The following is a 12,348-nucleotide window of genomic DNA, read 5'->3' on the forward strand; positions in this document are numbered from 1 at the left end:
AAGAAAAAGCCCCGCGCTGGGCGGGGCTTCTTCCTTATCTACCGAGCTGGCGGGCTATCAGTTGCCCGCAGCAGCGGCGGCGGTCATGTCCGACACGCTCTCGCCACGGTGCTGGCTGAACTGCGGAGCCAGGGAGCCGACGATCATGCCGATGGCGCTGCAGATCAGGCCGACCAGCTGCGGCGGCCAGAAGTCGCCTTCCTGGTAGCCCAGCTCCAGCGACACCCAGCCGATCAGGCCGCAGGCGATGGCGGTCAGGGCACCCTGGGTGGTGGCGCGCTTCCAGAACAGGCCGAAGAACAGCGGTACCACGGCGGCGACCAGGGTCACCTTGTAGGCGTTGCCGACCATCTCGTAGATGCTGGCGTTGGAGAACAGCGCGAACACACAGGTGGCGACGGTCATTGCCAGCACGCTGCAACGCATGGCCAGCAGGGCCTGACGGTCAGTCATGTTGGGCAGGAAGTGCTTGACGATGTTCTCGGTCAGGGTCACCGACGGGGCCAGCAGGGCGCCCGAGGCGGAGGACATGATGGCCGAGAGCAGGGCGCCGAAGAACATGATCTGGGCGAACAGCGGGGTGCGTTCCATGATCAGGTGCGGCAGGATCTGCTGGGAGTCTTCGGCCAGCCAGTGCTTGACCATCTCCGGATCGATCATCTGCGCGGCGTAGATCAGGAAGATCGGCAGCATGCAGAAGGTCAGGTAGCAGCAGGCACCGGTCATGGTGGCGCGCGAGGCGATCTTCTCGGTCTTGGCCGACATCACGCGAGCATACACGTCCTGCTGCGGGATCGAGCCGAACATCATGGTCACCGCGGCGCCGAGGAAGGCGACGATGTCCTTGGCCGAGGTGCCGTGCAGGAAGGTGAACTTGCCTTCGCTGGCGGCGTGGCTGATCACGTTGACCGGGCCACCGGCCATGCCGCCGATCAGCCAGACCAGGTAGAACAGGCCGGCGACGATGATGATCATCTGCAGGAAATCGGTCAGTGCCACGGACCACATACCGCCGAACAGGGTGTGCAGCAGGACGATCACGGTGCCGATGATCATGCCCTGGGTGGTGGTGATGCCGCCGTCGGAGAGCACGCTGAAGACCACGCCCAGCGCGGTGATCTGCGCGGCGACCCAGCCCATGTAGGAAATGATGATCACCAGGCTGGTGAAGATTTCCACGTGCTGGCCGAAGCGCTTGCGGAAGAAGTCACCGATGGTCAGCAGGTTCAGGCGATAGAGCGGGCGGGCGAAGATCATGCCCACCAGCATCAGGCAGCCGAACGAGCCGAACGGGTCTTCGATGATCCCGGCGAAGCCTTCTTCGAGGAAGGTGGCCGGAATGCCCAGGACGGCTTCGGAGCCGAACCAGGTGGCGAAGACCATGGTGACGACGAGGGGGAAGGACATGCTTCGGCCGGCAGCCGCGTAGTCCGAGGAATTGTGTACGCGGGTGGTAGCGTAGAAACCGACAGCTACGGTGATCAGCAGATACACCGCTACAAACCAGATCAGCATTTGTTCGTTCCGTTGGCTCGCCGCGAACCGCGCCGCCGGGGACGAACCCGGGCAGAGGTGCCGCGACTGACAAGTTGTTTTTGTTGTGTTGCGCGGCAGCGGGTTATCCGGTGCACCAGGCAGGGGGAGCCGGAGAAACGTAACCAGTTGCGTCAACGGGCCGCAGTCTGCCAAATCCGTCAAATATGTCAAACACTTGAATCGCTCATGAGTAAAAAAAATTACAACTCCGGACGGATGGTGCTCTTAAAGGATTGATTTGATTGACTGCTAACGATTCTGGATGACCCAATAGTCGATTATTTTTTACGACCCCTGTTTGATAAGCAGAACATCTTCCAAGGCGCTAGGCTCTTGGCTCAGGGCATTGCCGAAGGACACTCATGTTCGATCACCCCGACCTCGCGCAATTGCTTTCCAGCTACGGCTATCTGGCGCTGTTCGTCGGCTGCCTGCTGGAGGGCGAGACCATGCTCCTGCTGGCCGGCCTCGCGGCGCACCAGGGGCTGATGGGCTTCGCGCCGGTGCTGTTCTGGGGCTGTGTCGGCGGCACCTGCGGCGACCAGTTGCTCTACTGGGCCGGCCGCCGCGCAGGAGGGCGGGCGCTGCCCTGGCTGCAGCGGCGCGGCCTGGCGGTGGAGCGGGTGACCGGGCTGATCGAGCGTCATCCGCTGCTGGCGATCTTCGCCGTGCGCTTCCTCTACGGCATGCGCCTGGCTGGGCCGCTGCTGATCGGCGCCAGCCGGGTGGCGCCGCTGCGCTTCTTGCTGATCAACCTGTTCGGTGCGTTCTGCTGGGCGCTGGTGTTCGCCAGCGCCGGCTACTGGGCCGGGCAGATGCTGGAGAGCTGGCTGGGCGATCTGAAACCCTACCGGCTGCCGATCCTGGTCGGCGTCGTGCTGCTGGGCGGTGGCTTCGAGCTCTGGCGGCGTCGGCGCGGCCGTCGCGCGCCGTCTTCCGCCGGTAAACCCAGGCAGTGAGCCGTGCCTTGATGTAGAGCGGTTTGGATTCGCGCCCATGGCGATTAGAATTGCCGCTCTTTTGTTCAAGGATGCAGCCATGAGCCTCTACCAGCCCGGCATTCTCGCCACCCCGGTTCCCGCCCACGCCCGCCACCTTTTCTTCGACCTGACCTCGCTGCAGGACCTGCCGGCCGCCCTGGACCGCCTGGTGCAGTTCGCCGATGGCGAGGCGGCCGTCGTCGGTTTCGGCGAGTCGCTGGTGCGCGCGCTGGGTCGCGGTATCGAGGGTTTGCGCGAGTTCCCGGCAATCGCCGGCGTTGGCGTGGACAACCCGTCCACCCCGCATGCCCTGTGGGTCTGGCTGCGCGGCGAGGAGCGCGGCGAACTGCTGCTGCGCACCCAGCAGGTGCAGGCGCTGCTGGCGCCGGCGCTGGAGCTGGCCACGCTGACCGAAGCCTTCCGCCACGGCGATGGCCATGACCTGACCGGTTACGAGGACGGCACCGAGAACCCGCAGGATGACGACGCGATCGCCGCCGCCATCGTTGACAATGGCGTGGAAGGCCTGGCGGGTGGCAGCTTCGCCGCCATCCAGCAGTGGCGTCACCAGTTGCAGGATTTCGCCGCGCTGCCCCAGGCCGAGCGCGACGACATCATGGGCCGCCGCCTGAGCGACAACGAGGAACTGGAGGACGCGCCGGTGTCCGCCCACGTCAAGCGCACCGCCCAGGAGAGCTTCGACCCCGAGGCCTTCATCGTGCGCCGCTCCATGCCCTGGACCCACGACCAGGATGCCGGCCTGATGTTCCTCGCCTTCGGTTGCACCCTCGACGCCTTCGAGGTGCAACTGCGCCGCATGAGCGGCCTGGAAGACGGCATTACCGACGCCCTGTACCGCTTCAGCCGCCCGCTGACCGGCGGCTACTACTGGTGCCCGCCGCGCAAGGATGGTGTGCTGGACCTGCGCGCGCTGCTCGGCTGATCTGTCGCCGCCCGCCGGAAGCCCCGCCACTGAGCGGGGCTTTTTTGTGGGCGCTGCGCGCCGGTTCGCGAGCAAGCTCGCTCCTACAAAGGGAACTCCGGCGCGCTCTTCGTAGGAGCGAGCTTGCTCGCGAACCGCACGGCACAGACTTCGCCAATGGCCCCCCGGTCTTCCACCGAATTGGCTGTTGGCCCTCACCACCTCGGGGCGTAGCGTGGACTCATCTCCCCACTGTCCGAGGAAAGCGCCATGCCTGCAGCCACTTCCCTGAAACTCCTGTTCGCTGGCCTTGGCCTGGCCCTGTGCCTGCCGGTCTTCGCCCATGGCACCGGCGAAGAGACGGTCACCACCCAGCAGGAACACAAGCTTCCCGATGCTGCGGGCAAGAAGGGGCTGATGATCACCGTCTCCTACGAGCCGGGGCAGTCCTCCGGCCCCCACGTGCACAGCGGCTCGGTGTTCGCCTATGTGCTTGAAGGCGCGGTGATCTCCCAGCTGGAAGGGCAGAAACCGGTGACCTACCAGGCCGGCCAGTCCTGGTACGAGGCGCCCAACACGCCGCATCTGGTCTCGCGCAATGCCAGCAACCAGAAGCCGGCCAAGCTGCTGGTGTGGATGCTGCTGGACGAGAACGCCCCGGTGCTGACACCGTTGAAGAAGTGAGCGGACAAAAAAGAACCCCGCGGATTCGCGGGGTTCTTCGTTACGGCCTCAGGATCACTCCGCCGCGCCGGAGATCTTGCGCGGCGCCATGAAGAACATCCAGGCCAGCGCCAGGAAGTACATGGTCGGGATCAAGGTGAAGAGCACCGCGTAGTTGTTGTGGGTGACGGTGAGGATGTAGCCGACGATCTGGGTCATGAACATGCCGCCAATCGCCGCGCACATGCCGCCGAAGCCGAACACCGTGCTCATCATGTGCTTGGGTGTGTAGTCCATCACCAGGCTCCAGATGTTCGCCGTCCAGGCCTGGTGCGCACCCACGCCCAGGGCGATGGCGGCCACGGCGATCCACAGGCCGCTGGCCTTGGCGGCGAAGACCACGCCGATAATCGCGCAGGCACAGATGAGCATCGACAGCAGGCGCGCATGGATGGCCTTCATGCCGCGGCCGATCAGCCAGGACGACAGGATGCCGCCACCGATGCTGCCGAAGTCCGCGGTCAGCCAGATCAGCATCAGCGGGATGCCCATCTGGGTGACGCTGATCCCCAGGCCGTACTGCTGGTTGAGGAAGGGCGGCAGCCAGTACAGGTAGAACCAGAACACCGGCGCGGTGAGCGAAAGGGCCACGGCGAAGGCCCAGGTGCCGCGCATGCGCAGGATGGCGGAGAAGGGCACGCGCTTGGCTGGCGGCTCGTCGGCTGCCTGGATGTAGTCCAGCTCGCTCTGCTTCACCGTCGGGTGCTCTTCGGGATTGAAGTACTTCAGGCCCCACAGCACCACCCAGACGAAGCCCAGCGCGCTCATGCAGAGGAAGGCCGCCTGCCAGCCCCAGGCTGCGAGGATCAGCGGCAGCAGGGCCGGGGTGAGCATGGCGCCGACGTTGGTGCCTGCGTTGAAGATGCCGGTGGCCATGGCCCGCTCGCCGGCGGGGAACCACAGGCGCGTGGTCTTCACGCAGGCCGGGTAGTTGGCCGCCTCGGTCAGGCCGAGGATGAAGCGGCAGACCATGAAGCCCGCCGCCGAACTGGCCAGGCCATGGGCGCCGGTGGCGAAGCTCCACAGCAGCACGGCAAAGAAGAACGCACGCTTCACGCCGATGCGGTCGATCAGCCGGCCCTGCAGGACGAAGCCGATGGCGTAGCCGACCTGGAACCAGAAGTTGATGTTGGCGTAGTCCATGGCCGTCCAGGCCATTTTCTCGGCGAGCAGCGGCTGCATCACGCCGAGGGCGGCGCGGTCGATGTAGTTCAGGGTGGTGGCGAAGAACACCAGGGCGAGCATGCCCCAGCGCACCTTGCCGACGGCCATGGCGCCACGCACCTTGCCGAAGAAGGAGGAGCCGTGCGGAGCGACGGCGGCGAGGGGAGCGGATTGCGTATGGATCATGATCGGGGCCATCCGTTTGAGGCTGGCGAGCAGCCTTGGGAATTATTGTTGTGTCGCAAGCCGTGTGCGTCGCCGCCGGGCGGCGGGGAGGGCGAAAAGGCTTGCGTTGGCTGGCGGAAATCAGTGCGTGCGGCGGCGGCCGAGCAACGGGCACAGACCTGGCATCAGGCGGGCCAGGCGGGTTTGCGGAGAGGGAATGGAAGCGGCGGGGCGAAGGTGAGGTACGTACATGAGCAGTTACCCGTTCTTGAAATTGTTATGGATGACACGCAGGCCATCTCGCAGCGGCTCAGGGGCTTCTCCAGGGCAGAGGCAGGTGCCTGGGGAGGCTGCCGGAATGCGTCGACGTGGCTAAATCTTGAGCAGCGGCCGGAACAGCGTCAATTCGATAAACGGCCTTCCGTTCGGTAATCGAACACAAAACTAACCAGTTAGTACACTTTAAATTGCTGCGAGCCCCGGCCGCCAGAATAATCGAGCCTAGCCGGGGAGCCTTCCGATAAGACCCCTAACCAGTCCCGGCAGGAGTCATGAGATGCAGCGTTCGATCGCCACCGTTTCCCTCAGCGGAACCCTGCCGGACAAGCTCGAAGCCATCGCCGCCGCCGGGTTCGACGGTGTGGAAATCTTCGAGAACGATCTCCTCTACTACGGCGGCAGCCCGCGCGACGTGCGCCGGCTCTGCGCCGACCTGGGCCTGGCGATCACCCTGTTCCAGCCGTTCCGCGACTTCGAGGGTTGCCGCCGCGACCGCCTGCCGCGCAACCTTGACCGACTGGAGCGCAAGTTCGACCTGATGCAGGAGCTGGGCACGGACCTGGTGCTGATGTGCAGCAACGTCGCCGCCGATTCCCTGGGCGAGCGCGAATTCCTCCTCGAAGACCTCGGGCTCGCCGCCGAACGCGCCGGCGCCCGTGGCCTGCGCGTGGGCTACGAAGCCCTGGCCTGGGGCCGCCACGTGAACACCTGGCAGCAGGTCTGGGACCTGGTGCGGGAAGTGAACCATCCGGCTCTGGGCGTGATCCTCGACAGCTTCCACACCCTCTCGCTCAAGGGCGATCCGGCCGGCATCGCGCTGATTCCGGGAGAGAAGATCTTCTTCGTGCAGATGGCCGACGCGCCGATCCTGGCCATGGACGTGCTGGAGTGGAGCCGGCATTTCCGCAACTTCCCCGGCCAGGGCGAGTTCGACCTGCCGGGTTTTCTCGCGCCAATCCTCAGGAGCGGCTACCGCGGACCGCTGTCGCTGGAGGTCTTCAACGACGGCTTCCGCGCCGCGCCGCCGCGCGCCAATGCCGCCGACGGCCTGCGCTCGTTGCTCTATCTCGAAGAGAAGACCCGCGAGCGCCTGCACGCCGAAGGCATGCCCCCGGAACAGCTGGACTGCCTGTTCGCGCCACCGTCGGCCAGTCAGCTGGAGGGCGTGGAGTTCCTCGAATTCGCCGTGGACGAAGCCCTGGGTGCGCGCCTGGGCAACTGGCTGGAACGCCTGGGCTTCGCCCGCGCCGGCGAACACCGTTCCAAGGCGGTGAGCCTGCTGCGCCAGGGCGACATCAACATCGTGCTCAATGCCGAGCCGTATTCCTTTGGCCACAGCTTCTTCGAGGCTCACGGCCCGTCGCTGTGCGCCACCGCGTTGCGCGTGCGCGATGCCGGCAGCGCCCTGGAGCGGGCGCAGGCCTACAAGGGTCAGCCGTATCGCGGGTTGGTCGGCCCCAACGAGCGGGAGATTCCTGCCGTGCGCGCGCCGGACGGCAGCCTGATCTACCTGGTGGAAGAGCGCGCCGCCGGACAGACCATCTATGACGTGGACTTCCGCCTTGACCCCGATGTCCAGCCCGGCGGCAAGCTGCAGCGCATCGACCACATGGCCATGGCGTTGCCGGCGGACGGTCTGGACAACTGGGTGCTGTTCTACAAGGGGCTGTTCGATTTCGAGGCCGACGACGAAGTGGTGCTGCCCGACCCCTATGGCCTGGTGAAGAGCCGCGCCCTGCGCAGCGCCAACGGCAGCGTGCGCCTGCCGCTGAACATTTCGGAGAACCGCAACACCGCGATCTCCCACGCGCTGTCCAGCTATCGCGGCTCCGGCGTCCACCACATCGCCTTCGCCTGCGACGACATCTTCGCCGAGGTGGAGCGGGCGAAGGATGCCGGGGTGCCGCTGCTGGAAATCCCCCTCAACTACTACGACGACCTGGCCGCGCGCTTCGACTTCGACGACGAGTTCTTGAGCGAGCTGGCCTACTTCAACGTGCTCTACGACCGCGACGCCAGTGGCGGCGAGCTGTTCCACGTCTACACCGAGCCCTTCGAGGAGCGCTTCTTCTTCGAGATCATCCAGCGCCGCGGCGGCTATGCAGGCTATGGCGCGGCCAACGTTGCCGTGCGCCTGGCGGCCATGGCCCAGGCACGCAACGGCACCACGCGCCGGCCGCGCGCTTAGGTCGGCATCGCGCTTGGCCTCGGGCGGGCTTGGGTCGCATAATCCGCGCACCCACCCGCTTACAGCCGGCGCCTTTGGCGCCGGCCCAACGACATCCGAGCCCATGACCGACAGCGCCGCCCAGCCGACCCCCGCCGACACCGCACGCCGGGGGCGCAAGAACAACCCGGAGAAGACCCGCGAAGACATCCTCCAGGCGGCCATCGTCGAGTTCGTCCAGCAGGGCCTTTCCGGCGCGCGAGTGGACGCCATCGCCGAGCGGATGAACACCTCCAAGCGGATGATCTACTACTACTTCGGCAGCAAGGAGCAGCTCTACCAGGCGGTGCTGGAGAAGCTCTACGGCGACATCCGCGGCACCGAACAGACCCTGCACCTGGCCGAGCTGGAACCGCTGGAGGCGATGCGCCGGCTGGTGGACTTCACCTTCGACCACCACGACCGCAACGTCGACTTCGTGCGCATCGTCTGCATCGAGAACATCCACTACGGCCAGTTCGCCTCGGGCTCGGAAACCATCCGCTCGATGAGCAGCAACATCCTGCGCACCATCGAGGACATCCTCCGTCGCGGCGCTGCCAGCGGCGTTATCCGCGAGGGGCTGCAGGCCATCGACGTGCACATGCTGATCAGCTCGTTCTGCTTCTATCGCGTCTCCAACCGGCACACCGTCGGCTCGCTGTTCCAGATCGAGCTGGAAGATTCGGCGGTGAAGGCGCGGCACAAGGAAATGATCTGCGAGGCGGTGTTGCGGTACGTGCGGCCGTAGGTCGGATCGGGGATTGTTCGCGGACCAGGATTTGCGCCGGCCCTGCCGGCGGATCGCGGATAAGATCCGCTCCTACGAGAGCGCGCACCGATGGCAACTGTAGGAGCGGACCTTGTCCGCGAAATCCTTCAGCGCACTGCGAAACCACCGGCCAACACCGTAGGGCGCATAACCTTCAAGGTTATACGCCGTTTAATCGCGGGCTCAGCTCGCGCAAGACTCGAACTATGGGCGCCCACTGCAACTGATGGTGAAGCGGCGTACAACCGTGAACGGTTGTACGCCCTACGCAGGGTGCGGAATTACATCACAGCGAAATGCGCCAACATCCGCTGGGCATCCGCCGCGACGCCACTGAACAGCTCGAACGCCTTCACCGCCTGGAACACTGCCATGTTGCCGCCATCCAGCGTGCGGCAGCCGAGGCTGCGGGCGTGTTTCAGCAGTTCGGTTTCCAGCGGGAAGTAGATAATTTCCGCCACCCACAGGCGCGGGTGCAGCAGCTCCAGCGGCAGCGGCGCGCCGGGCAGCTTGGCCATGCCCACCGGTGTGGTGTTGACCAGCCCGTCGGCCTCGGCAATCGCGTCGGCAAGTTCATGGCCAACGCGGGCACGCTGGCCGCCGAAGTGCGCGTTGAGATTGTCCACCAGTGCCTGGGCGCGGGCCGGGTCCACTTCGAAGATTGTCAGTTGTTGCACGCCTTCGCTGAGCAGCGCATGGGCCACCGCGGCGCCCGCGCCGCCGGCACCCAGCTGCACTACGCGCTCGCGCGGCGCATCGCCGAGATTGCGCCGGAAGCCTTCGGCGAAGCCCAGGCAGTCGGTGTTGTGGCCGATGCGCTTGCCATCGCGCAGGACCACGGTATTCACCGCGCCGATGCCGCGCGCCTCGTCGGACAGCTCGTCGAGCAGCGGAATCACCGCCTGCTTGCAGGGGAAGGTGATGTTCAGCCCGGTGTAGCCCATGCGCTCGGCGGCAGCCAGCAGGTCGGGCAGGGCGGCGGCGTCGACGCCCAGCGCGTCCAGGTCGATCAGTCGGTACAGGTAGCGCAGGCCCTGGGCGTCGCCTTCGCGTTCGTGCATGGCCGGGGTGCGCGAAGCCTGGATGCCGGCGCCGATCAGGCCGGCCAGTACGGTGCGTTGCTCGTTCATGGCGCTCACCCTTTCAGCAGTTTGGAGAAGTGCCGGATGCCGGCTCGATAGCCGTCGCTGCCCAGCCCGGCGATGACGCCGACGGCGATGCCGGAGACGAAGGAGTGACGCCGGAATTCCTCGCGCGCGTGCACGTTGGACAGGTGCACCTCGATGACCGGCAGCTCCACGGCGGCCAGCGCGTCGCGGATGGCCACCGAGGTGTGGGTCCAGGCCGCCGGGTTGATCAGGATGCCCGCGCAGCGACCGCGTGCCTGGTGAATCCAGTCGATCAGCTGGCCTTCGTGGTTGGTCTGGCGGAAGTCGATCTCCAGGCCGTGCTCGGCGCCGGTGCGCTCGCAGAGCGCGGCGATGTCGTCGAGGGTTTCGTGGCCGTAGGTGGCCGGCTCGCGGGTGCCCAGCAGATTGAGATTGGGGCCGTTGAGCACGAGGAGGGTATGAGGCATGAGGGTGGATGGCTCCGTTGTTATATGGCCGCGATAAAAGGCCTTGGGAGCAAAATGTACCAAATGGTTAATTTGGTCAATGGAGGGGGTTGAGCGGTTTAGCTCAGAAGTATGTGATGATTCAGCCGGCATCAGGCAGCCAAAATCGGCGAATTTGGCGTCAGTTGGCATGTAATGAAAGTGGGCATCGGAGCGACATTCTGTGCGGTGATCGCCCATGGCGGCGGCCTTTGTCCGCCTATCGCGGGCATGGCCCGCTCCTAAGAGATCAAGAGCCCCTCACCCTGACCCTGGCTGCGCGCCCCGCTCCTGAGGGAGAGGGGATCGTTCGGTGCAGGATGAAGTCGTCGTATCAGCCGGCTCGGACTGCTCCCTCTCCTGGGGGAGAGGGCTGGGGTGAGGGGAGGCCCAAACTCAACACTCACAGGATGTAGGGCGAATCACGCGCAGCGTTATCCGCAGCAAAGCCTGCGGCGGATAACCCGTTCCGGGTTATGCGCCCTACGATGCTATGGGCGCGTGCCATGCCTGCGTTCCGTCCGCCGTAAATCCACCGGGCAAAAAAGACCCGCCAATCGGCGGGTCAGTGAGGGGGACGTCGGATCAGATGTGCAGGGCATGCCCCAGCGCACGTAGCGCCGCTTCCTGCACCGCCTCGCCCAGGGTCGGGTGGGCGTGGATGGTGCCGGCGATGTCTTCCAGGCAGGCGCCCATTTCCAGGGACTGCACGAAGGCCGTGGACAGCTCCGAGACCGCCTTGCCCACGGCCTGCCAGCCGAGGATCAGGTGGTTGTCCTTGCGTGCCACCACGCGGACGAAGCCGTCGTTGGACTCCAGGGTCATGGCGCGGCCGTTGGCGGCGAACGGGAAGTTCGCTGTCAGCACTTCATAGCCCGCGGCTTTCGCCTGCTCCGGCGAGAGGCCGACCACCACCACTTCCGGGTCGGTGAAGCACACCGCCGGAATCGCCGTGGGGGTGAAGGCGCGGCGCCTGCCGCCGATGATCTCGGCGACCATCTCGCCCTGGGCCATGGCGCGGTGGGCCAGCATGGGCTCGCCGGCGATGTCGCCGATGGCCCAGACGTTGCGCATGGAGGTGCGGCACTGCTCGTCGATCTTCACGGCGCGGCCGTTCATGTCCAGGCTCAGGCTCTCCAGGTTCCAGCCCGTGGCATTGGGGTGGCGGCCGACGGCGACCAGCACCTGGTCGGTCTCGATGACCCGTTGCGAGCCTGCGCCATCCTGCACGCGCAGGCCTTTGCCGTCCGGCTCCAGGCCCATGACGCTGTGGCCCAGGTACAGCTCGATGCCGAGCTTGCGCAGGGAATTGGCAACCGGTTTGGTCAGTTCCTCGTCATAGGTCGGCAGGATGCGCGGCTGCGCTTCCACCACTGTCACCTCGACGCCCAGCTTGCGGTAGGCGATGCCCAGTTCCAGGCCGATGTAGCCGCCGCCGACCACCGCCAGGCGCTTGGGCAGCGCCTTGGGCGCCAGGGCCTCGGTGGAGGAGATGACGTTGCCGCCCAGCGGCAGGAAGGGCAGCTCGACGGATTTCGAACCGGCCGCCAGCAGCAGGTGTTCGGTATGGATGTGCTGGGTGCCGCCTTCGGCCAGATCCACTTCCACGGTCTTGCCGTCGACGATCTTCGCCCAGCCGTGCACCACGGTGACGCCGTGCTTCTTCAGCAGCGCGGCGACGCCGGTGGTCAGGCGGTCGACGATGCCGTCCTTCCATTCCACGGTGCGCTGGATGTCGATGCTCGGCGCCTGCACGCTGATGCCCAGCGGCGAGGTGCCGGCGAACTCGCGGGCCTTGAGGTATTCCTCGGCGGCGTGGATCAGCGCCTTGGAGGGGATGCAGCCGATGTTCAGGCAGGTGCCGCCGAGGGAGGCGCCTTCCACCAGCACGGTACGGATGCCCAGCTGGCCGGCGCGGATAGCCGCAACGTAGCCGCCGGGGCCGCCGCCGATCACCAGCAGGGTGGTTTCGAGAGTCTGGTTCTGTTTCACGTCAGCGCTCCGGCT

At 65.9% G+C, this 12,348-nt stretch carries 10 protein-coding genes; 5 read left to right on the top strand and 5 right to left on the bottom strand.

What is annotated here, in order from left to right:
- Positions 1–57: 57 nt before the first annotated feature.
- A complete protein-coding gene (locus ACAW63_RS16435) occupies positions 58–1,515 on the bottom strand; it encodes a sodium:solute symporter family protein (protein WP_331314330.1) in 1,458 nt (485 codons plus the stop codon).
- Between the two features lie 383 nt (positions 1,516–1,898).
- Here ACAW63_RS16435 and ACAW63_RS16440 point away from each other — a divergent pair, with 383 nt between their 5' ends.
- The 3 genes from ACAW63_RS16440 (at position 1,899) to ACAW63_RS16450 (ending at position 4,122) form a co-directional block, all read left to right on the top strand.
- Positions 1,899–2,495, top strand: coding sequence for a DedA family protein (locus ACAW63_RS16440; protein WP_275607496.1), 597 nt, complete (start codon positions 1,899–1,901; stop codon positions 2,493–2,495).
- A 79-nt stretch (positions 2,496–2,574) separates the two neighbouring features.
- The gene (locus tag ACAW63_RS16445) at positions 2,575–3,459 is read left to right on the top strand and encodes a Dyp-type peroxidase (protein ID WP_371226852.1); all 885 of its coding nucleotides are present in this window, start codon (positions 2,575–2,577) and stop codon (positions 3,457–3,459) included.
- A 249-nt stretch (positions 3,460–3,708) separates the two neighbouring features.
- Positions 3,709–4,122 (top strand): cupin domain-containing protein, encoded by a 414-nt coding sequence (locus ACAW63_RS16450; protein ID WP_371226853.1) that lies wholly within the window; start codon positions 3,709–3,711, stop codon positions 4,120–4,122.
- A gap of 54 nt (positions 4,123–4,176) precedes the next feature.
- Here the strand turns inward: ACAW63_RS16450 and ACAW63_RS16455 are convergent, their stop codons facing one another.
- The gene (locus ACAW63_RS16455; protein ID WP_371226855.1) at positions 4,177–5,511 is read right to left on the bottom strand and encodes an MFS transporter; all 1,335 of its coding nucleotides are present in this window, start codon (positions 5,509–5,511) and stop codon (positions 4,177–4,179) included.
- Between the two features lie 535 nt (positions 5,512–6,046).
- Between ACAW63_RS16455 and quiC the strand changes: the two genes are divergently transcribed.
- Both quiC and ACAW63_RS16465 read left to right on the top strand, forming a co-directional pair.
- Positions 6,047–7,957 (top strand): 3-dehydroshikimate dehydratase QuiC, encoded by a 1,911-nt coding sequence (gene quiC, locus ACAW63_RS16460; protein ID WP_371226857.1) that lies wholly within the window; start codon positions 6,047–6,049, stop codon positions 7,955–7,957.
- A gap of 103 nt (positions 7,958–8,060) precedes the next feature.
- A complete protein-coding gene (locus ACAW63_RS16465) occupies positions 8,061–8,726 on the top strand; it encodes a TetR/AcrR family transcriptional regulator (protein WP_371226859.1) in 666 nt (221 codons plus the stop codon).
- A gap of 302 nt (positions 8,727–9,028) precedes the next feature.
- Here the strand turns inward: ACAW63_RS16465 and ACAW63_RS16470 are convergent, their stop codons facing one another.
- The 3 genes from ACAW63_RS16470 to lpdA all read right to left on the bottom strand — a co-directional run bounded on the left by ACAW63_RS16470 (position 9,029) and on the right by lpdA (position 12,333).
- On the bottom strand, positions 9,029–9,877 hold the full coding sequence (locus tag ACAW63_RS16470) for a shikimate dehydrogenase (RefSeq protein ID WP_371226862.1): 849 nt from the start codon (positions 9,875–9,877) through the stop codon (positions 9,029–9,031).
- A 5-nt stretch (positions 9,878–9,882) separates the two neighbouring features.
- Positions 9,883–10,323, bottom strand: coding sequence for a type II 3-dehydroquinate dehydratase (gene aroQ / locus ACAW63_RS16475; RefSeq protein WP_371226864.1), 441 nt, complete (start codon positions 10,321–10,323; stop codon positions 9,883–9,885).
- 603 nt (positions 10,324–10,926) lie between these two features.
- Positions 10,927–12,333, bottom strand: coding sequence for a dihydrolipoyl dehydrogenase (gene lpdA, locus ACAW63_RS16480; RefSeq protein ID WP_371226866.1), 1,407 nt, complete (start codon positions 12,331–12,333; stop codon positions 10,927–10,929).
- Positions 12,334–12,348 lie beyond the last annotated feature (15 nt).

Source organism: Pseudomonas sp. QE6, assembly GCF_041379005.1.
Classification (GTDB): Bacteria; Pseudomonadota; Gammaproteobacteria; order Pseudomonadales; family Pseudomonadaceae; genus Pseudomonas.

Coding starts and splice junctions, on each gene's coding strand:
- ACAW63_RS16435 (WP_331314330.1), bottom strand. CDS start 1,515: ATGCTGATCTGGTTTGTAGCGGTGTATCTGCTGATCACCGTAGCTGTC.
- ACAW63_RS16440 (WP_275607496.1), top strand. CDS start 1,899: ATGTTCGATCACCCCGACCTCGCGCAATTGCTTTCCAGCTACGGCTAT.
- ACAW63_RS16445 (WP_371226852.1), top strand. CDS start 2,575: ATGAGCCTCTACCAGCCCGGCATTCTCGCCACCCCGGTTCCCGCCCAC.
- ACAW63_RS16450 (WP_371226853.1), top strand. CDS start 3,709: ATGCCTGCAGCCACTTCCCTGAAACTCCTGTTCGCTGGCCTTGGCCTG.
- ACAW63_RS16455 (WP_371226855.1), bottom strand. CDS start 5,511: ATGATCCATACGCAATCCGCTCCCCTCGCCGCCGTCGCTCCGCACGGC.
- quiC (WP_371226857.1), top strand. CDS start 6,047: ATGCAGCGTTCGATCGCCACCGTTTCCCTCAGCGGAACCCTGCCGGAC.
- ACAW63_RS16465 (WP_371226859.1), top strand. CDS start 8,061: ATGACCGACAGCGCCGCCCAGCCGACCCCCGCCGACACCGCACGCCGG.
- ACAW63_RS16470 (WP_371226862.1), bottom strand. CDS start 9,877: ATGAACGAGCAACGCACCGTACTGGCCGGCCTGATCGGCGCCGGCATC.
- aroQ (WP_371226864.1), bottom strand. CDS start 10,323: ATGCCTCATACCCTCCTCGTGCTCAACGGCCCCAATCTCAATCTGCTG.